Annotated in this window: 19 protein-coding genes and 3 pseudogenes; 12 read left to right on the top strand and 10 right to left on the bottom strand. The window is 42.7% G+C overall.

Going from position 1 to position 20,683, the window contains the following annotated elements; all coding sequences use genetic code 11:
- From DO97_RS19190 to DO97_RS19165, 6 genes are all read left to right on the top strand, one after another.
- Positions 1 to 450, top strand: a 450-nt coding sequence (locus DO97_RS19190; protein WP_052128699.1) for a transposase, incomplete at its 5' end; no start/stop codon positions are given.
- Between the two features lie 847 nt (positions 451 to 1,297).
- The gene (locus DO97_RS19185; protein ID WP_036536598.1) at positions 1,298 to 3,388 is read left to right on the top strand and encodes a GmrSD restriction endonuclease domain-containing protein; all 2,091 of its coding nucleotides are present in this window, start codon (positions 1,298 to 1,300) and stop codon (positions 3,386 to 3,388) included.
- 730 nt (positions 3,389 to 4,118) lie between these two features.
- Positions 4,119 to 5,438, top strand: coding sequence for a hypothetical protein (locus tag DO97_RS24185; protein ID WP_156120678.1), 1,320 nt, complete (start codon positions 4,119 to 4,121; stop codon positions 5,436 to 5,438).
- A 408-nt stretch (positions 5,439 to 5,846) separates the two neighbouring features.
- Positions 5,847 to 7,238, top strand: coding sequence for an SNIPE associated domain-containing protein (locus DO97_RS19175; protein WP_036536594.1), 1,392 nt, complete (start codon positions 5,847 to 5,849; stop codon positions 7,236 to 7,238).
- 299 nt (positions 7,239 to 7,537) lie between these two features.
- The gene (locus DO97_RS19170; protein ID WP_072016512.1) at positions 7,538 to 8,419 is read left to right on the top strand and encodes a DUF4238 domain-containing protein; all 882 of its coding nucleotides are present in this window, start codon (positions 7,538 to 7,540) and stop codon (positions 8,417 to 8,419) included.
- Between the two features lie 154 nt (positions 8,420 to 8,573).
- Positions 8,574 to 9,263 (top strand): hypothetical protein, encoded by a 690-nt coding sequence (locus DO97_RS19165; RefSeq protein WP_162183035.1) that lies wholly within the window; start codon positions 8,574 to 8,576, stop codon positions 9,261 to 9,263.
- A 266-nt stretch (positions 9,264 to 9,529) separates the two neighbouring features.
- Here DO97_RS19165 and DO97_RS24180 read toward each other — a convergent pair whose 3' ends face one another.
- The 4 genes from DO97_RS24180 to DO97_RS19155 all read right to left on the bottom strand — a co-directional run bounded on the left by DO97_RS24180 (position 9,530) and on the right by DO97_RS19155 (position 11,755).
- Positions 9,530 to 9,988, bottom strand: coding sequence for a hypothetical protein (locus DO97_RS24180; protein WP_156120676.1), 459 nt, complete (start codon positions 9,986 to 9,988; stop codon positions 9,530 to 9,532).
- Between the two features lie 81 nt (positions 9,989 to 10,069).
- Positions 10,070 to 10,489, bottom strand: a complete 420-nt coding sequence (locus tag DO97_RS22635) for a DUF4365 domain-containing protein (protein ID WP_072016511.1) — start codon at positions 10,487 to 10,489, stop codon at positions 10,070 to 10,072.
- A 205-nt stretch (positions 10,490 to 10,694) separates the two neighbouring features.
- Positions 10,695 to 11,267: a PIN domain-containing protein gene (locus tag DO97_RS19160; protein ID WP_036536587.1), complete on the bottom strand. Its 573-nt coding sequence runs from the start codon at positions 11,265 to 11,267 to the stop codon at positions 10,695 to 10,697.
- A complete protein-coding gene (locus DO97_RS19155; protein WP_036536585.1) occupies positions 11,267 to 11,755 on the bottom strand; it encodes a helix-turn-helix domain-containing protein in 489 nt (162 codons plus the stop codon). Before DO97_RS19155 ends, DO97_RS19160 begins: the two co-directional genes overlap by 1 nt.
- A gap of 663 nt (positions 11,756 to 12,418) precedes the next feature.
- Here DO97_RS19155 and DO97_RS19150 point away from each other — a divergent pair.
- Positions 12,419 to 12,604, top strand: coding sequence for a hypothetical protein (locus DO97_RS19150; protein ID WP_204368762.1), 186 nt, complete (start codon positions 12,419 to 12,421; stop codon positions 12,602 to 12,604).
- A gap of 12 nt (positions 12,605 to 12,616) precedes the next feature.
- Here DO97_RS19150 and DO97_RS19145 read toward each other — a convergent pair whose 3' ends face one another.
- Positions 12,617 to 12,949: a DUF5615 family PIN-like protein gene (locus tag DO97_RS19145; RefSeq protein ID WP_036536583.1), complete on the bottom strand. Its 333-nt coding sequence runs from the start codon at positions 12,947 to 12,949 to the stop codon at positions 12,617 to 12,619.
- Complete coding sequence (locus tag DO97_RS19140) at positions 12,946 to 13,176, bottom strand: DUF433 domain-containing protein (protein ID WP_036536581.1); 231 nt, start codon at positions 13,174 to 13,176, stop codon at positions 12,946 to 12,948. Before DO97_RS19140 ends, DO97_RS19145 begins: the two co-directional genes overlap by 4 nt.
- Before the next feature lie 191 nt (positions 13,177 to 13,367).
- On the opposite strand from DO97_RS19140, the gene DO97_RS19135 reads away from it, so the two are divergent.
- From DO97_RS19135 to mgtA, 5 genes are all read left to right on the top strand, one after another.
- On the top strand, positions 13,368 to 13,781 hold the full coding sequence (locus tag DO97_RS19135) for a pentapeptide repeat-containing protein (protein WP_036536579.1): 414 nt from the start codon (positions 13,368 to 13,370) through the stop codon (positions 13,779 to 13,781).
- Positions 13,782 to 13,884: 103 nt separating this feature from the next.
- Complete coding sequence (locus DO97_RS19130) at positions 13,885 to 14,208, top strand: hypothetical protein (protein ID WP_036536577.1); 324 nt, start codon at positions 13,885 to 13,887, stop codon at positions 14,206 to 14,208.
- A gap of 396 nt (positions 14,209 to 14,604) precedes the next feature.
- Positions 14,605 to 15,240 carry a hypothetical protein gene (locus tag DO97_RS19125; RefSeq protein ID WP_036536574.1) on the top strand — a complete coding sequence of 212 codons (636 nt, stop codon included), beginning with the start codon at positions 14,605 to 14,607 and terminating at the stop codon, positions 15,238 to 15,240.
- Positions 15,241 to 15,548: 308 nt separating this feature from the next.
- Positions 15,549 to 15,902, top strand: coding sequence for a hypothetical protein (locus tag DO97_RS19120; protein WP_036536572.1), 354 nt, complete (start codon positions 15,549 to 15,551; stop codon positions 15,900 to 15,902).
- A gap of 336 nt (positions 15,903 to 16,238) precedes the next feature.
- Positions 16,239 to 18,977, top strand: coding sequence for a magnesium-translocating P-type ATPase (gene mgtA / locus DO97_RS19115; protein WP_036536570.1), 2,739 nt, complete (start codon positions 16,239 to 16,241; stop codon positions 18,975 to 18,977).
- Positions 18,978 to 19,023: 46 nt separating this feature from the next.
- Here the strand turns inward: mgtA and DO97_RS22630 are convergent.
- The 4 genes and pseudogenes from DO97_RS22630 to DO97_RS19105 all read right to left on the bottom strand — a co-directional run.
- A pseudogene (locus tag DO97_RS22630) lies at positions 19,024 to 19,326 on the bottom strand (DUF1993 family protein); the annotation flags it as partial.
- 57 nt (positions 19,327 to 19,383) lie between these two features.
- Positions 19,384 to 19,777, bottom strand: a pseudogene (locus tag DO97_RS31515) (cupin domain-containing protein).
- 193 nt (positions 19,778 to 19,970) lie between these two features.
- Complete coding sequence (locus DO97_RS19110; RefSeq protein ID WP_052128970.1) at positions 19,971 to 20,288, bottom strand: nuclear transport factor 2 family protein; 318 nt, start codon at positions 20,286 to 20,288, stop codon at positions 19,971 to 19,973.
- A gap of 63 nt (positions 20,289 to 20,351) precedes the next feature.
- Positions 20,352 to 20,683: pseudogene (locus DO97_RS19105) on the bottom strand (transposase); the annotation flags it as partial.

Genomic DNA, 20,683 nt, shown 5'->3' with positions numbered 1-20,683 from the left:
GGGCAAAGAGCCAGAGGAAATCGTCCTTCCAGCCGAGGCAAAAATGTCTCGGTGATTGGGGCTTTATCTCTTAAAGGTGTGATTGCCCAAGTGAGTCTGTTAGGGGCTATCGATGGACTCACCTTTGAAGCGTTCATTGCTCAGCGATTAGTGCCGCAGTTATGGCCGGGAGCCTTTGTCTTAATGGATAATTGCTCGATTCATAAGGGAGCTGAGATCAGAGCTTTGATTGAACAAGCGGGAGCTACTTTGATTTATTTACCCCGCTATTCTCCTGATTTCTCCCCCATTGAAAATGCCTGGTCTAAAATTAAGCAGATTTTACGGTCGATCAAGGCCCGTAATTATCCTGACCTCGCCTTGGCTCTTGAATCGGCTTTCAACCAAATCTCTCTTGAGAACATTCGTAACTGGTTCTCTCATTGTTGTTACCGTATCTCATTAGAGTAGGAATGGCTATATGTGAGACATGGTAGCAATATTAGCGAAGTCAAGCCCGAAAACTTTTCTGATCTATTTTCAAGATTTCTTCAATCAAAGCAGTAACTAAGTCTGGAGATTGGGTTGAGGTATGAAACGCAACACTCACAGACTTTAGCGATCGCTATTTGCAGGTAACAAGCACAAGCTAACAAACCCAATGCACACCGACCGCCGAGAGGTTGTCGGCTGGAGTTCAAGGTTATCTGCGGCGGGTGATTGGGGTCGTTAGACCTCTGGGTTACCTGTGGGGGTGTAGGCGAAGGCTATCGATAAGTTCCCGGCATTCAAGCCTAAAGTTCACAATCGAACATAGGAAAGATGTCTGGTGGGATGCAGGCAGCATATTTTGGTTGAGAGCGAAAGATTTTCTGCCGCTTAATTCAGCCGCTATACCGCCAGCGCAACAGAGATTATCTGTGAGGTTTTCTCATAAATTTTCTACTACGTTGAGAGATGGTTCGGGTGATCGGCGCTGGCAATTCGTGCTTAGGGACTCGCGTGAAAATAAACTACCTGCGGTGCGTTACGGCTAGTGCCCAACACACCCTACGAATGGGGATATTATTTGCTTGCAAATCCCTTAGTTAGAAGCGATCGATTTTTGTTGTTACAATTTTTCTATGATTGGCGATCGCTAAAAGGTTCTCTCAGTTTCATCGGATTCAAATTCTAAATCTTCCTTATAATCATGCCAAAAGGTTGATTCTTCGTGGGGTTCATTGAAGCGGGCGATCTCTGTATATGTGGAATTGGGTATGCTAACCTACATGCCTTTATCTAAAGTAAATCAAATATTCACTAAATAATTATCCAAATGAAAGCCACTGAAGCCAATTTACTTGCATTCATCAAAAAGTCTCCTCAATTCATAATACCGATATATCAACGTATTTACTCATGGACTGAGAAAGAATGTAAGCAGTTATGGGATGATATCCTGCGTACTGGCTCAGACGATAGTATATCTGCTCATTTTGTTGGCTCTATAGTTTACATAGAGAAAGGGATATATCAAGTTACGAGTCAATCGCAACTACTTGTAATTGATGGACAGCAGAGGTTAACAACTGTCACATTACTGATAGCAGCTTTAGCTAATGCTCTAGGTGATAGTGAACTTTTTGAAGGATTTTCTCGGCGCAAGTTGCGGAACTATTACTTACTCAATCCAGAAGAAAATGGAGAGATGCACTTCAAACTCATTCTTTCGCAAGCTGACAAGCAATCTCTTATCAATATTCTTGAGGATAGTGAGCAGCCAAAAGAAAATTCTATTCGAGTAATGGAAAATTTCAACTTGTTTAAGACACTGATTAACGATCAACCGAATGAGCTAACAACAGTTTGTAAAGGACTTTCTAAATTAGTAGTTGTGGACATTGCCCTCAATCGCGATCAAGATAATCCACAGCTAATTTTTGAGAGCATGAATTCTACTGGACGAGAACTCAGTCAAGCGGATCTAATCCGAAATTATGTGTTGATGGGATTAGAGCCAAGCTTACAAACGCGACTCTATGAAAAGTATTGGCGACCAATGGAAATAGAATTTGGTCAAGAGGCTTACGGCATCCATTTCGATGGATTTATGAGACATTATCTCACCGTAAAAACTGGCAGTATTCCAAATATTGGTGGAGTATACGAAGCATTTAAGGAACATTCACGATCACCGAATGTTGCTCAAGCAGGTGTAGAAGATCTCGTAAAGGATATCCATACTTTTGCCAATTATTTTTGTGCAATGGCACTGGGTAAAGAACAGGATTCTCAGCTTAAAGTTGCTTTTCAGGATCTACGAGAGTTAAAAGTTGATGTTACCTATCCACTTTTGTTAGAGCTTTATCATGATTATGTTTGCAAAAGATTATTAAAGAAAGACTTCTTGATTTTGATCCAAACAATTGAGTCCTATGTGTTTAGGCGGACTGTTTGTGCTATTCCTAGCAACTCAATGAATAAGACGTTTGCCACTCTATCGAAATCAATCAATAAAGAAAAGCACTTAGAGAGCATTCAGTCTTATTTGCTTTTGCTCCCATCTTATCGACGATTTCCAAACGATGATGAGTTCAAAAGAGAAATAAAGACCAAAGATCTTTATAAATTTCGCAATCGTAGTTATTGGATTCGTCGGCTTGAAAATCACGGACGAAGAGAGCGTGTCTCGATAGATGAATATACCATCGAGCATATCATGCCTCAAAATGAAAAACTTTCTACAGCATGGAAAACGACATTAGGCTCAGAGTGGAAACGGGTTCATCAAACTTATTTGCACACATTGGGTAACTTGACACTTACTGGATACAACTCTGAATACAGCGATCGGTTATTCTCAGAAAAACGTGATATGGAAAAAGGATTTAGAGAGAGTCCGCTCAATTTGAACCAAGGATTAAGCCAAGTTGAAGAATGGAATGAAGATGCTATTTGTAAACGTGCTGAACGTCTATCTAATCTTGCCTTAGATGTTTGGGCTTATCCCAAATTGAAAGCTAGTGTAGTTGATTCTTATAAATCTAAACCTGAAGCATTGGGATATAGCATCAACGATCATCCATACCTTTTAACAAAAAAGAATCGCGAACTTTTTGAAGCTTTCAGGAAAGAAGTTCTTGCACTCGATCCTTGCGTAACAGAGGAATTTTTTAAGTTGTATGTTGCCTATAAAGCAGAAACTAATTTTGTGGATATTGTGCCGCAAGCTAATCGCCTCAGACTTTCGCTGAATATGTCCTTTAACGAAATCAACGATCCACAAGGTATTTGTAAAGATGTTACTAAATTGGGGCGATGGGGTAATGGTGATGTAGAAATTGGACTGTCTTCGCTTAGTCAACTTCCTTATGTTATTGGACTAGTGAGGCAGTCACTTGAGAAACAGATGGGTAGCTCAGATTAGGCTTAGAGGATGTTTTAAAAGGGTCGTCTTGAGCCTCAAATACGACTCAGTGGTGCAATCTAAAATCCATAAACCCTGATTCTGTCGTAGCGGTCTCTAGGTGGTCTGAGTGGTTGGATACACCCAGGAAGACTTTTAAAACATCCTCTTAGAGGCGATCGCTAGACTTATTGGCTTGGGAATGGGAGACAAGCGATCGGCGATCTCAACCCATCAGTAGTGAGAGGCGATCGGGGTCTAACAAATCATTGGAGCGGACAGGATGTATATAGTTTTAGAGAAGCTGAAATTATCTGCTGCCACTCAATTCAGCCGTTGGGCGATCGCTCGCGGGGCTCGCCTGCTCGCCCAATGGGGCGCGAGACTTCATCGAGTTTGTTATACCTCCAATCTTCAGCTCGCAATCTGCCCAACTACTCGATGAAGCAGAATCCTTCGGATTCCGTTGCACTTCACTCCTTGGTCGTCCGATGCTTCCGCATCGTTCAAGTCGGAGTTCCGCTTATCTCGCGCCCTATTAGTCTGCTAGATTATCGGTGAGGACGTTCTGTGAGCCTATCTGTAATCCACTCAAGATTTGGAAGAACGCGCTGTAAGACTATATTTAAGGAATATTTGTTGAGAGTACTTTCCTCTTGGCGTTTTCTAATTTGCTGAATATAGTGTGAAAATGATTATTTGAAAGACTTGCTTCTGATTCTTCTGTATAAATATGGTTGGTTAAAATGCGTTGGAAAACTTAAAGAACTTCAGAGGAGCTAATGAAAGACATGTTGGCTCTCTTGATTTTATTAAACTTTTTGCGGACGTGATTGATCTGGTCTTATACAAAAAGATTCAACTGGTATCAGAGCCTCCAAAAGTAGATCGAACATACTTTGATAATCAAACATTTTGGAACGATACTTTAGCTGGTAAACAGTTTCAGGGTGTACGAATCTTTCTTAAAGAGTTTCATCTGACAGAATGGATACCCTCGTCTCCTGGAAGGTACTTTACCCCCGATGCGGAAAGTTCAAGAAGAGAAGCATTGAGATTTGTTAATGCAAAAAATGAAGCTGAGTACATCCCACTTGGAAAAGAACACATGGTTCTTGGAGGAGTAGGTTCAGTAAGACTTGCAGCTAAATCTATTGATTCTAAGATTTTCTATTTTCTATGTGCTTCCTCAACAGGTATAAGTCATCAGGGTATACCTCTGGCGATGTCTGAATCTCAATATCGTGAAGTCATACCATTGATTAATGAACATGGTGGGTGCCTAGTTAACTTGGTTGGATCTCTACAAATTTTTCCTTCTTTAATTAATCATGTTAACTATGATGTCGGAATCTCTAGGTATTGCTTTTATGTTGAGGATGTAGAAATTAAGAGAGTTTCATTGGAAACAGAACTATTAACTTCAATCGCTATTATGTTTCCAAGCCATTATCCAACTTGGGGTGATACAATAACTTCAAGAAAGTTTTTAGGGCAAGAATTAACTACTGATCTTATTAAGTCTTGGTCTTTTTGTTCCTTTCGACCTACTTCACCCAGAAATTTGAAATCAGCAGTTGACTGGCTTCATGATTATGTTTGTCGTTATACTTCTTATCGCAAGGGAAAATCTTCTCGTAATCCAAAAAATGTACCTATATCAAGTGATGCTGTACCAATACTAAGCAATTTTGATGAAATTTGCAGTCATTTTGACAATCCTATCGAATTTCCAATAAAGCAGATATTTGAGGGTGGTTTTAATAGCCAGCTTCTTAATGCTTATCAGCAGTACTATAAGTTTCAAATAAACATAGGAGAGCTAATCATGACTTCTGGTGGAGATGTATTTCAAAATATCACGGGTTCAACAATTGTTAATAAGTCAATTGTTGAGGCTTCCTTCAATAAAGTAAAAGAGGAGTTCGATTCTGACACTGCAAATGCTCTTAAAGTTGTGGCAGCAGAAATTGAAAAAGCTGGAAACAAGGAAGCAGCTGAGCTTTTTGAGAGTTTCAATGAAGAACTCCAAAAGCCTGAGCCAAAACGCTCAGTACTTCGTAATTTCTAGAATGGAATTGTAGAAGCCCTACCTCAGCTTACTAGTCTAGCTGAGGTAGTTGTCAAAATTTCTGCGCTTTTTGCTTAAAGTGTAACTTTTTTCCAGCTTTGGCAGTTCAAGGAAGTTACTAGTGTTGTCAATATCTGTGAAAGGAGCTTTGATTGCCGCAGGCTAACAACCGCGCTGCACCGGAACGTTTCAATATGGTTGGTGGAGTTGCAAAGGTTACCTGCGTCCGGTGAGCGCGAACGTTAGATCGCTTTACATCTTGATTGGGGCGGTGCTTTGAGATGTAGTGGGAGTATATGAGTTTGTATCTTTCATTACAATTAGGCGCAAGGTTCAGGAAATTTGACTTTTTAGTACGTGTGGGTGCTATTTCGGGCAATCTATAACAGATGATTTCGGCTTGCTTCCATGACATACCTACTGTTTCTTCTATCGATCGGATTAGCCACTGCACTTGCTTTGGTAATCAAGCAATTGCAACAACGAAAGAATGACTATGCAATAGCTCAGCAGAGGTTGAAAGAAGCAGACAAGCGATTACAAGAAGCTGATCGGAAATATGGCGGACTTATTTCCAGGGAAGATACCGCCAGAGAACTAGACACGAAAATTACTGTTCTGACAGATCGGCTCAAACAACTCGATAAGCAGACACAAGTCGAGGAGCAGGAACTATCTGCGAAGATTTCAGTACTCAGAGCAAAGCTTCAAGGACTTGAAGAGCAAGAAATTGTCGAAGCCTTTGGATTTTATGAGTCCAAATATGATTTTCAAGAGGCCGAAGAGTATAAGCAACGCTTAGACAAAATTCGCGCCCAACAAAAACAGATGATTAAGGACAAGCAAGCTGCTGTCTGCCACACAGAATGGTCAGTTGGTGGGAGCGCGAAAGAAGGCAAAAAAATGACTGATAATTTCCTAAAGCTGGTTCTTCGTGCTTTCAATGGCGAATGTGATGCTTCTGTTGTGAAGGTCAAATACAACAATGTCCAGACAATGGAAAATCGCATCAGGAAAACCTATGAAGATCTGAATAAACTATCTCAAACTACACACTGCGAGATTACTTCACGCTACTTAGACTTGAAACTCCAAGAGCTTTGGTTAACCCACGAATACCAAGAAAGAAAATATCAAGAGCAGGAGGAACAGCGCATTATTCGTGAACAGATGCGCGAAGAAGAGAAAGCATTACGCGAACTTGAAAAAGCCAGACAAGATGCTGAGAAGGAAGAACGTCGTTATCAAGAAGCTTTGGAAAAAGCCCGTAGAGATGTAGAATCGGCTACAGGCAAGGCTCAAGAGAAACTTTTTAGCCAAATTGAGGAGTTGCAGAAGCGACTCGCAGAGGCTGAAGCAAATAAGGAAAGGGCTATATCTCAAGCTCAATTGACAAAATCTGGACACGTCTACATCATTTCAAATATTGGTTCCTTTGGCGAAGATGTCTATAAAATTGGTATGACACGCCGCCTTGAACCAATGGATCGAGTTAAAGAACTAGGTGATGCTTCTGTTCCCTTTCCATTTGATGTTCACGCTATGATCTTTTGCGAAAATTCTCCAGAGCTTGAATCTCGCTTGCATAAACGTTTCAACAACAGGAGAATGAACAAGGAAAATGAGAGAAAGGAGTTCTTTCGAGTTTCATTAGACGAGATAGTTAGAGTCGTGCGGGAAACAGATCAAGAACTCAAGATTTGTAAGTCTGAAGTGACCTTTACCAAGATTGCTGAAGCTACAGACTATCGAAAAACTCTGGCTAGAGAACGCGAAGATAAAGCCGCAGCAGCGATCTAACAATTCAGTTGGAGCGGACTGTCGAAGGCTGCTGGTGGTGCGACAAAGGTTGGTTACAGCAGCTCAACCGAAGCGTTGGGCGATCGCTCGCGGGGCTCGCCTGCTCGCCCAATGGGGCGCGAAACTTCATCGAGTTTGTTATACCTCCAATCTTCAGCTCGCAATCTGCCCAACTACTCGATGAAGCAGAATCCTTCGGATTCCGTTGCACTTCACTCCTTGGTCGTCCGATGCTTCCGCATCGTTCAAGTCGGAGTTCCGCTTATCTCGCGCCCCATTAGATTTTCTTCAAACACGACATGAGTGAACCTGTTCGTCAACATTGGGTACCAAGAGTCTATCTTAGAAACTTTGCTACTCCTAAGAGCATTGATACGAGTAGTCCAAAGGTTAACGTCTACGATCTAGGTTCTAAAAAACAATTTTGCACCTCGATAGATAAAGTTCTTATTCAAAAACATTTATATACACTTGGATCAGATAGTGATTCACCTTTGTATGTAGTTGAGAAAACTCTGGCAAAAATTGAGGGATGGGGTAAGCCATGCATAGATGCTTTTTCAAAGGGGCAAACGATTCATACAGATCTCAGATCGAAGTACCTAGCAGCAGTATTCTTTGCCACATTGCTAATGCGTAATCCTCACATACTAGAAGTCCAAGAAAATGGATTTAGTGATTTAAGAAATAGCGATAATTCTTACTTTAAAAGTACAGTTTCAGATTCGGCTGATGACGAAGACAAGAAAGATTTAGGAGAAGTATCGGATTGGTTCTCTAAACTGGATCAAGAAGAGAAACACATTGTTTTCGTGCGCTCAATCATTGATACTGCAACTCCGCTCGCTCAAGACCTTATGCAGAAAAAATGGTGTCTTTTACGTTCAGCGGATGGATATTTTGTAACTTCAGACAATCCAGTTGTGGTATTTCATCCGAAAACCTCTCCATATGGAATATGCACAACTGGCGTTCATATTCACATTGCAATAACACCGAAAATCCTTTTACTTCTAGGATGTGAAGTCTCTTTAAATGAGAATCAGGTTTACGATGTCCCACAAAAATTTGTAGAGCATATGAACTGCTTAACTATCTCTAAAGCTGAACGCTTTATAATATCTCCATTCGTATTTGACGAGCTTCAGAGTCTTATTCAAGAAGTCAAGCAAGAAATCTAACAAGGGCTTGCAGCGGATGACCTCAATACTCTGGCGATGATTCGAAAACCCTTGCCACCGCTGAAGCCTAAGCCGTTAGCTGCTTGCGCTCTAAGCTGTAGGATGCTGACAGACAGCCCCATATAACATGCATAACTGACAAAAAACGAAACTTGTGAAGCAAAATTTAGTTAACTTAGTGAGTAGTATTGATTATTCAGGTCTAGGACAATGGCTTACGCATTTACCTTTAATTTCAAAAGTTGTTGGTGTAATTGGGCCAGCAGCAGCCATTGTCGGTTTAATAGTAAATCTTCCAAAAGATTACTCTCGATTGAGAGGGATAATTGTTAAACTTGAAGTCAGGAAATTTACATTAGTTGAGAGAGTTCCAGGCTTAGTTGATTTCCAGCTTGACTTATGCATACATGCTTTCAACGGGAATGCTGTAATTCGAGAAATTTATTTAGTAAATAAGCATGAATTTTATTTGCAATACAATGAGCCTATTTGTTTGTACAATGAACCAGATAATAATAAGCCAAGTAACAAAGCAAAGGTAACGCTTGCTATTCCTAGAACTGAATTCGAATTTACTCGATTTGTTGAGAATAGATTTCCGGATCTTCTTCAAACGAGATTAAGAGATGCACAAATAGACATTCTTGGAGTTCAGGTGCCTGAAAATTCACTTACGTGTTTGACAATGGCTGGCAGATTAAAAGGAAAAATTACTGATGGAGAAAATTTTTCAAGTATCCCGTTGGAAAATTGGCGTGTACTAGTAAAATATGATCAGCGCGAAGCCGAAGCAGAGCTTAATGCAACAATTATAGATAATAATCAAACAATAATTGACTGTTAGTTTACGATGGTTTGCATAGCTACAGCTAACAAGCAATTGCAACGGAACGGAGCATTATGCCCTCTGCTATAATGCTAGCATTATCGCCGTCCGCTGAATTGCAGGCCGTTAGCTGGTCTATAGCTCCTGACTTGCATCTTTATATTGCCAGTTCTAGAAAATTAAGTCATAATACGGAAGTCAGGCATAACCGTGGCATAGTGGGAATTAGGGCGCGCCATTTATGGAGAAGCGTTGGGTCTACACCGGCATGTGTGTGTGCCTGATTAATATTTTTGGTGAAGTTCAAATACTGAGTAGAACCATATACGGGAATTACTAGTTCCACTGGCATCAAAAAAGGTTCGTCGTCTCCTCAACACTACACGAACCACCGTAGATTGCCTATGTTGAAAGTAAACCTGAGCATCTAAGCATAGAAGATCATCAAATATTCTATTTTGATCGATTATTTTTTCTGTCCAAGCACGTAGAGTTTTTGCAAGAGTTACTTCTCGAATAATTTTTGCGGCTACAGGCAATAGCTGAAAGGATTGTGATACAGCAAGAGATAAGCGGTCTTTTCGCGTGATGTGTCTCCATCCAACACGATTTACAATAATCTCTCCCAAATCTGGGTTAGTACGAGCTGATGAGGAACTGTTACTCCAATTAGTGTAGTAATTTCGAGCATTTGTTTTAAGGCTATCGCTCAATGAACCTTGCTTCAAATCATCAGATGTCAATTTTAGTTTTGTAAGCCTCTGATAATGTATTTTGGGTCCACAGAGCTTGAAGAAGTCGCCTTTAGAGTGAGGTCCAAATTTTTAATATTTAGGCAGGAGAATAATATTTTGATTACTATTTGTGTAAGATTCAGGGCTTTTTAAGTCAGTCCACCAAGCTTCAGGCTCTTTGGGATTACTTGAAGGATCAACATAAATCATCACTACAGGAAATGTTAGTGATCTCCAACGGGGCAAGTGATCTTCTATATACTTTACTCCTACGTGAACACCAATATGATTAGGGCGGATTTGTGCATCCTTTCGATATCCTGGACCACACTTTACTTGGGCAAAAGCAATTGCAGATGTTGGTCTCCTACCACGTTTTAGAAAAATGATTCCATCTACAGCGTCATCGTTAAGCCGAGCAATTTCTTGCCATTTTGATCGCCAATCGACACGAACGATCTTTTCGACATGAGATGTACCACGAAAATCTTGAATGGTAGAGTCAAACACAGATAAGCTTTGGAACCTGAAAAACTGATGGCTTGTTGCCTTATATAGGCAGTAACATAAAACTTGTTAAATTGAAAGGAACGGCAAAAGTTCGTAACCATCTAACAACCGCGCTGCACCGGAACTATAAATATGGTCGGTTGTGTAGCAAAGGTTATCTGCGTCCGTTGAGCTTTTCCGTTAGACCGACCAAAATCTGTGAATTTCAAAGCAATCCATCGTATAGTCTGAGTTCTGCTACAGTCTGAGCTAAGCCTTGCCTTTCGTAAGCTGAAAGTAGCTCCTCAACACTTTGGGGCGGGTTTTTCAAACTCATTCGTTGTCGCTTAGCTGCCTCGCAGATCACTGGAGGAGCCAAATCAATCAAATTAGTAATGAACTCATCAGGATGCTGAGCCTCAATGCCATACCGCTCAAGAGTCGAAACCGGAAAGTCCTTTAAGTTGTAAGTGACAATTACATCAGCCCCTGCACGAATTGCAGCCGCCAGCACATGACGATCATTTATGTCTGGCAAAGTCAATGATGGGATGAGGTCTTGATAGCCGATAACCAGACAGTCGCGGACATGACTGTTCATTAAATCCCTTGTGCGTTGCAGACGATCCCTCGTGAGATCGGGTCTATTCATCAAAACATTCCGAATCCACTCATCATGAATTTCATCAGTCCACTTGGCGCGGAACAAATCTGTTATCGCCAAGTTCATCAAGAAGTCTCGCAAAGGAGCTGGGTAAAGAACACATGCGTCAAATAGTGCTGTGAAATTACTCACAATTAATAACCCATGTCTAATTCTTGTGCCTCACGTGCGAGTTCTTCAAGGGCTTGAAGTCTTTGCTGATCAACGTCCTGCTTATATGCCATGAGATCCTCAAAACGAATCCGTCGATGGGTTCCGACTTTGCGATATGGAATCTTGTTATCGTCAATCAGCCCGATCAGGAACGGACGGGATACGTTTAAGATATCCGCTGCCTGCTGCGTTGTTAATTCAGCATGGACAGGTATCAATTTTACTGCGTTGCCGCGAGCCATTTGCGTCAAAATATCAGTCAAAAGGCGCAAGGCAGATACTGGAATAACAACTACTTCTTCTGGCTCATTGACTGTTTGGACACGAAGCTGAAAATTAGAAAATTGCTTTCCAATATCATGCTGCCTACTTAGCAGTTTTAAAAGCTGGCGGCTTGAATCCCTAGCAAGCTCAGTATCTGCCGCAGTCGGGACAACTGTCTCTTGAAAATCAGCAATTCCGCTAGTCATTTTCCCCTTCCGCACTTACATGAGGTTTTATAAGCGTTATACCCTTACCAAGGGCTACTAAAATCAGTGTACCCCCTAAACGAAGTAAACGCAACAATCGTAATAATCGAAAATAATCCGCGACACAATTCGCTCACCAATGACAAATTCAGAACGTCTCCAGAGCAATTAAAGTATCGGTCTAACCCGCACTTGCACAGGACGGTCGATGCACGCTGATGCTGAGCTATACTTTATCTGCCGCCTGTGAAGTGCAAGCCGTTAGCCTGCATTGGCGTTTAGTGTTACTTGTGATTTGTATTTGACGCAGAGATTCTAGAATGTGGCAACGAAGAACATTCCATGAATGTGCTGAAGAGCTAGAGATGGTGAGTAAGAGCTTTAGAATCGCTTTCACCAATAGGTCTGGAGTCGATCAACAAAGAAGAGGAGAAAATTTACTAGACTCATCAGAAAAAGGCGTTCAAATCTTGCGAGTCCTAGCTCTTTCAATCCGTCCAGAACAAGATTACGATGAAGAATTAAAAAAAACTGACTCAAGATATCACTCTTGGAGCCTTAAAGCGTTCTGCTAGCAAAAATGATATCACTGATACAATAAATAGCTATCGCCCCTATTGCAGCAAAAAATCTGATTTTGAGCAACTTGGATTGAGAGAGGCTTTGAACAAAATTGCTCATGCAGATCCATCTCAGGCTGGATTTTTTGCAAACAGCATTTTTCATGATCTGATTCTTTCTGGTAAAGATAAAAAGGGGAAAATCTGGATAGAGATCGTATCGATTGTTGATCTTTGTCGGGCGGTTAAATCGCTTCCAGATCAAAATATACAAAATCAAACAATATAAAATGTTGAGAAATCAGTTGAGTTCTAAGCAGTGAAGAGTCGGATTCCCTAAAAGCTCTTGAATTGCTTCCTGCCCAGAGCGAATGAGAGTTTCAACCTGGCTGGTTGGTGCATTCCCACATCTTAGCCACACGACTTTCGGCGGAGAGCCATATAGTCGGCTTCTTTCCGCAAAATCTGCATCTTGAGTCACAATACAGAAATCGTTCAACTTAGCAAATTCCCAAATCTCGGTATCTGTATTTTCTGCTAAGGCATGAAATTGTATATGGCTAGCATTGGGAAAAATATCGGTCAAGCGACTCACTAATTTTCGGCTCAGGTTTTGATCAAATAGTAGTTTCAAGCAGCACTCACCGAAGCCACTAAACGATGATCACGATCAGCCGCAAACTCTAGGCAGGCTTTAATATCTGTTTCTGTTAGTTCTGGGAAATCATCAATAATTTCAGCAGCAGACATTCCAGTAGCTAGCCAACCAAGAACATCGTAAACCGTAATCCGCATCCGGCGAATGCAGGGTCTACCCCCACGCTTATCTGGCTCAATAGTAATGATGTCGCGATAGCTCATAATATCAACTAGATCTTCTACATTTACATCTAAGACTATAGCAAGCTAACACTGCGCTGCAACGGACGGAAATAAGATCTTGGTGGGAATACCTAAACTGCTTGCCGCCGTTGAGCTAGGCCGTTATACAGCTTCCGACCTAGGTTAAGGATAGGTTCTAGGTCGAATACGAAACGCAACAATGACAATTTATGCAATTAGAAGATCTGCTTAACCGTTACGCTAATGGAGAGAGGAATTTTTCTGGAGCTAATCTTGTAAACGTGGATTTGGAGCAAGTAAATCTTACAGGCATTAATTTGAGGGAAGCCAATCTCAGCGGTGCGAATCTCTCTGGCGATTGTTTCCTTGATGCAGATCTGGGTAAGGCGAATTTAGAAGGAGCAAATTTATCCAATACAAGCTTCCACCGTGCTAACCTCATGGGCGCTAATTTAATGGGTACCGAAATGTACGATACCACTATTAGCTTTGCTGACTTAACTCAAGCCAATCTGAGAAATGCTAAGTTCTTTCAAGTTGGTCTGAAAGTCATGATCAAGGAACTATTTTTTGAAGATACTGTCATGCCAGATGGTACATTAGCGACCCGTTATTGGGTTTAGTAAATGCTGTATAGCAATTCGGGTGCAACGGATTGACAAAGCTGCTGGGTGAAATGCAAAGTTGTCTGCAACTGCTGACCCGAACCGTTAGGCTTCAACATTCATGCTCTACCTTGTTGCCATCGTCCTTAGCTTTGCCGCGTGCGCGCAAGCCGTCGCATCGGAGCTTGCCTCGGGCAATATCAAGCACCTCAAACATGGGCGCAAGCCCAATGCAGGGGTTGCACTTCTTCCCATGATTCCCGTCTTCCAATTGGTAGCTCTGGGTTTGGCGTGGGTCCTTGAGCAGGTCGTTCCGAACTACGCTATCTTGGTGCTCGTCGCTTTGTACCTTTGCATCTTCTTGTTCTGGGTGGTGTCCTACAAAAGGCTCCGTTCGCAGCTACAAGTTGCCGTGGCAGCCGTCAATAGCAAGGATCGCGCCTAACTATGCGCTCAAGCGGATCTGCGCGGACGAAGCTGCCCGCTCTATCAAACGTTGCGGCCGCGCAGGCCGCTTAGCTTAGGCGTTAGGCTTCACAAATGCCATCCGAACTCATCGCCGTCCTCGGTACTCTATTTTGCGCACGGAAAGTTCGCAGAAGTTTCGTTGGTGGCACCAGAAAGCGTCATGGGTGCTGTCAAGAAGCTCGCCGACCATGCAATTACAAGCCATAGTGTGCAGCCCGCGAAGGAGGTCGCAAAGGCTCTGAGTGAAGCCTAACATTTCCTTCCGGCGGACTTGCTACGCAAGCCGCTGAATTCAGACGTTAGACCTCGGTGGCAAAGAGATCGATTTTCAAGTTGTAGAATCTTGATGTGATGTTGAGGAGTTTTTTATAGGATGAAGTACTCAAATACGCTTTTTGCGGTAACACTGACGATCTCCTCTTTTGGAGTAGCTATATCTGCAAAAGCAGATACGGTTACTGCCCGTTGCGATGTGTATCCCAAAGGCGAAGACCGTGCCACATCTTCTGATCTCTGTACCTTTTCGCAGCGACAGGGTGCAGTAGGGATTCAGTTGAAAAATGGCAAGCGCTATGACTTGGTTCCGGTAGGTGAACAACCTGGAACTTATCGAGATCAAAATGGTACCACAGCTTATCGGCAGTCTGGCTTGGGCACCAAGGGGCAAATTTACCGCCTCGCCACCGAATCAATCTATGTTTACTGGGATACGGCTCCCTATGGGCAAAGCTCAGGGAATCCAACGGGGGGAGGGTCTGCTGCGGACTCTCAGCCTGCGGCGGGTACAACCGTCTCTCGCCTGAGTGATTTAGTTGGGGTACGGGCAGGACAGGCAGAAAACACGCTCAAACAACGGGGCTATAGTTTCGTCAAAGCTTCTCCTTCTGGCAATTCTGTTTACAGTCAATGGCTAGAGGGTAAAACCAATTACTGTGTGACCATCCTCACCGAAGAAGGACGCTACCAGTCGATCGTTTACGCAGGCAACTCAGCGGATTGCGACCAGTAAGATAATCGCCGCAATACCGATTGTAGAGTCGATTCAGAAAGTTTAAGCTGATCGGTTGGGAACGCTCTAACAACCCGGTTGGAGCGGAGTGAAAACCATCTTTAGTTGGGATGCGAAAGCTACTAGCAGCCGCTCAACCGGAACGTTATGATGCTTAATCCTCGGTTGTGACGGTACTTGAGCTAATCTGCTTGTTATGTCCCCAAACTGCTTATATAAATGAGGTTAGGAACATTTGTTTTCAAGTTGTTAGCAGAAACACGGATTTTGCAGTGATCACTTCAAAGTCTTCAATAGGAGTATCTGTTATGGACAGGAGTGATGTGGTTAGGCGGTTTTACGCTCAGAAACTAATTGAAAAGGGATACCACCTGGGTGATTCTCACTTTGTTGAAAATCGGGCAAACATTCCGCCTAGCGTTTGTGAAGCCTTTATCTATTTTGGTGGGGATGATTCTGATCCTCAACCATCCATCTACCAGTTCGATGTTGAAGGCAAAACCACCTACGCTATTACACTGACTTTTGGCGGTGATGATGGATTGTTAGCAGCGTTTGCAGAAGAAGGAGATCTCATTGGTGCGGCCTTTGCATATTCTGTAAATGATATCCACTGGTTTGATTCCCTTGAAGCTGCTACTTCTGGGGCTACTTATGAGTAGTAGCTCTGTTGGAAATTAAGAAGAATAGAGAACAAGTGCGATCTCAGAATTATGTGCGATCGCTGCATAATAACCCCGCTGCACCGGAATGCGTTCAAGTTGCCGCTGAGGTGCAAAAGTTACCTGCATCCGGTGAGCGGAAACGTTATGCCGCAAATCCTCACTGGGAGAGCGACCGAAAGCTTATCTGTGTTAAGTTAGCGTGAAATTGCAGGTAAGAAGGTGCTGTGAGAGTTGTGCTGAGTGATCGCGCACCAGAGATTACTTAGTTTAAGGTTCAGCAATCTGACATGATCTAAGCTATCTACCTAGTTGAAGATTTGATCTGCGATCGCTATGAAACCCGTCTCCCACAACAAAACGATATTTAGGAGCATGTGGGGATGGAAGGGAAAATCTGGTCGTCTACCCCAGACTGCCTCCTCTGTTCCGCCATTGTTACCCACAAAACTGATTCAACTTGCTCAAGACAATATAGAAACAGTATTGGAAATGCTCAATACCTCTTCTGAGGGGTTAAGCGAACTCCAGTCCAATCTTCGACTGAGCAAAATTGGGCTGAACGAGATCGCCCATGAGAAACCACCGAAGTGGTACGTTCAGTTGTTGAAGACGTTTCAAAATCCACTAGCGATTTTATTGATTATTCTGGCAGCTATTGCTCTATTGACTGGAGATCTCAGAGCTGCCGTAATTATTTTCAGCATGGTGGTTTTCAGTGTCATTCTACGCTTTTCTCAAGAATTTCGCTCCAGTCAGGCAGCCGAAAAACTACGGGAAATGGTGCATACCACTGCCACTGTGAGCCGCAAAGATCCCCGAAAAGATATTTCTCCCAGCTTGGCACAGGATATGGGTTTGACCCTCAATCTTGATGTTCCAGACCGACAAGAAATCCCGATTAAATTTTTGGTTCCCGGCGATGTAGTTTCCATGGCCGCTGGAGATATGATCCCGGCGGATGTGCGCTTAATTACGGCTAAAGATTTGTTTGTGAGCCAAGGTACTTTGACTGGGGAGTCTTTGCCTGTTGAGAAACAACCCACATTGCCCGACGATCAGTTACAGAGCCAAAATCCGTTGGAATTGGCAAATCTTTGTTTCTTAGGCACAAACGTGATCAGCGGCACAGGAACAGCCGTTGTGATTGAAACTGGCGGCAATACCTACCTGGGTTCTCTGGCGAAAACCGTGGTGGGTCGCAAAACCATGACCAGTTTCGATAAGGGCGTGAATGATGTCAGTTTGCTATTATTGCGTTTCATGCTGGTGATGGCTCCGGTTGTTTTTCTGATCAATGGTTTGATCAAAAAGAACTGGGGAGAAGCTTTCTTTTTTGCCCTCTCGGTGGCGGTGGGGTTAACCCCAGAGATGTTGCCGATGATCGTGACCGCAAACCTGGCACGGGGGGCGATCGCCATGTCTGAGAAAAAGGTGATCGTTAAGAATATTGATGCTATTCAAAACTTTGGGGCGATGGACATTCTGTGTACCGATAAAACGGGCACTCTCACCCAGGACAAAATTGTATTGGAAATGCACTTAGACATTAATGGGGAAGAAAATGAAGAGGCTCTAGAATTTGCCTATCTCAATAGCTTCTACCAGACAGGTTTGAAGAACCTGCTGGATGTAGCGGTACTAGAACATATTGAACTCCACGAATCCTTAAAAGTGGAACATAAATTTCTCAAAGTTGATGAAATTCCGTTTGATTTTCTCCGTCGTCGCATGTCCGTTGTGGTGGAAGAAGAAAACCACCACCATGAACTAATTTGCAAAGGGGCTGTTGAAGAAATTCTTCAAGTCTGTACACAGGTCAAAGTCAATGATCAGATTTTGCCGGTTGATGCTTCGATCAACGCACAAGTCGCTCAGTTAAATCAGGAACTCAACGAAGACGGGCTAAGGGTGATCGCTGTGGCTTATAAAGAATTACCCTTAGACCAACGCAGTTACTCCGTTGCCGATGAACAGGATTTAATTTTGATCGGTTTGATTGCATTCCTCGATCCGCCTAAAGACTCGGCAGCCCAAGCGATCTCCGCTCTCAGCAACAGCGGCGTACAGGTAAAAGTATTAACTGGCGATAACCCCATCGTTACCCTTAAAACCTGTAAGGATGTGGGTTTGTACGTGCATCACACCCTTTTGGGCAGCGAGGTTGAGTCACTATCGGATGAAGAACTGACGGATCTTGCCGAAACTACTACAATTTTTGCCAAACTATCGCCGCTGCAAAAATCAAGGATTATTCAGGTGCTGCGTCGTAAAGGTCATATTGTCGGGTTTATGGGAGATGGTATCAACGATGCTGCCGCACTACGAGAAGCGGATGTCGGTATTTCCGTAGATACAGCCGTGGATATTGCCAAAGAATCCGCTGACATCATTCTGTTAGAAAAAAGTCTGATGGTGTTGGAAGAAGGAATTCTCGAAGGTCGCAAAACCTTTGGCAATATTGTTAAGTACATTAAAATGGGTACGAGCTCTAACTTTGGTAATATGTTTAGCGTTCTGGGCGCTAGTGCCTTGCTGCCGTTTCTGCCCATGCAACCTGTGCAAATTCTAATCAATAATTTACTTTATGATTTCTCCCAAACTGGAATTCCCTTTGACCATGTAGACAAGGAATATTTGACAAAACCTCGGAAATGGCAGGTGGGTGATATTCAGAAATTTATGCTCTACATTGGACCGATGAGTTCAATTTTTGACTATGCCACCTATGCCTTGATGTGGTTTGTTTTTCAAGCCAATACCGTCGAACAGCAAGCCTTGTTTCAAACAGGTTGGTTTGTCGAAAGTCTGATGACCCAGACATTGATTGTTTACATCATTCGGACTCCCAAAATTCCCTTCTTGCAAAGTCGTCCGTCTTTACCCATGCTTCTGGTGACTCTCACCATCATGGCAGTTGCCATTTATTTGCCATTTTCACCGATCGCATCTGTGCTAGGATTCGTACCCCTACCCGCTAAATACTTCCTCTGGTTAGCATTGATTTTGTTCAGTTATTGTGTCCTCACTCAACTGGTGAAGACCTGGTTTGTCAAAAAGTATGGGTATAACTGAGCAGAGGTAAGTGATGGTGAAGTGGTGGCGATCGCAGTGGCATAACAACCGTAGCTAGCTTTGCATCTTCAACGTTAATACCTAAAAGAAGTTCCCTAGTGTTTGCTATGTGCCCATATGCCTGTGCGAGAGATGTGATATCTGGATCTAGATTATTCGCAGGTTTACTGTCATACCACAGAGCAAAGTTGCGCGGTTGATTGCAGGTGAAAGCGATCTGTGTACCGAAAGGAAACATATCAGCCGCAATTCTCTTTTGAAGGAACGACTCGCTACCACTGAAATGAGTATGGGCTGACTTCAAGCGGTGCTCAAGCGTGATAAAGCGGTTTTGGAAGAGGGTTTCGATTTAACAAATATTCTGATTTTGCATTTCCTCGTCCCTTAAGACTTATTTTCATAAAGCCTAACTCCTTTGAGATAGAAACACCAAATATTCAACTCGGTTTGGAAACGATATTTCAAGCACAACACATCCAGTGTCTGTCTTAAATGGCCCATGAATTTCACCGGGTGGTCTACTGGCATAATGACCACTTTCAAGCCACACATCGAATGCTTGATCATAAATACGACCGCTCACAATAAATACTTCTTCAGGGTAATCATGACTTTTTTTTACCTAAAGAGGCTGTGTCTGCATCAGGATGTAATCGAGTTAAACGTGTGTATTCACCTGAGTCTTGATCTTGGCTTAGGGTTACCTCTTCTATAACACCTTCAAACCCAATAATTGGAGTCCATTTTTTATTATTATCTAGACTCAGTGGGTTCCAATAATTGGCGATGGATTTTGGCATATTCTCTCATTAAGATATCTAAAATTCGATCGATAAAAATACTTAGATTGACTTTATTTTACTACAGATTCAGAGTGAACCCTGGTTTGATGGATAGATGAATACTACTCAATGCTGACCCGCACATCGGCTAGGTTGAAACTACACTGACATGACCTGCGATAACTTGTAGAGATCCTGCCGAGGAGACTGACTAAACACGAGTGAACCGATAATGCTGATCTATTTCTGTTCCTTCGTAACTATCCAATATGTGCATTTGAACTGAGACAATTGAGAAACCTTCGTTGAGCTGATTATACCGCTCTGACGGCATTAGTGCCCTGAACTTAAGTATTCCAGGTTGGTGTATGGGAAGATCTTGTTGCTTACTCACAAGTTGCCCCAGATAGCTGGTAAAAATTAATTCTGGGGCAATGAATGCGTCCAGCTCAGCCACATCCAAGTTCAGCATGGCTTGCCGAAGACGTACTTCTATTTCAATGATTTGCGATTCGGAATATTTGCTCATAAAGATAGCCCATCGCAAATTGTAGCCTAAGAGGATGTTTTAAAAGTCTTTTTGGGTCAGATTTTATGCTAACTGCCTCACCATGATTCGTATCATGGCCAGGTAAATAAATGTCTCCGAAGTTTCTGGCCATAACTCATAGTCTCGAACCAATCGACGGTACCCCATGAGCCAGCCAAATGTTCGTTCAACAACCCACCTTTTTTCAGCAATACGAACCCTTTGGTTTGCTCTGGTCGCAGCACAACCTCCACAATCCACCGACAAACATCCATCACCCACATCAGGAATGGATTACCGTCAAAACCGCCATCGGCCCAAATCGTATGCAGTCGCGATACCCCTTGACCCATCTGTTTCACCTGTTGGAGTACCTGTTTAGCCCCCTCTCGTTC

The sequence above is a fragment of the Neosynechococcus sphagnicola sy1 genome (assembly GCF_000775285.1).
GTDB lineage: Bacteria > Cyanobacteriota > Cyanobacteriia > Neosynechococcales > Neosynechococcaceae > Neosynechococcus > Neosynechococcus sphagnicola.
This window is presented reverse-complemented; position numbering and strand designations above follow the sequence as displayed.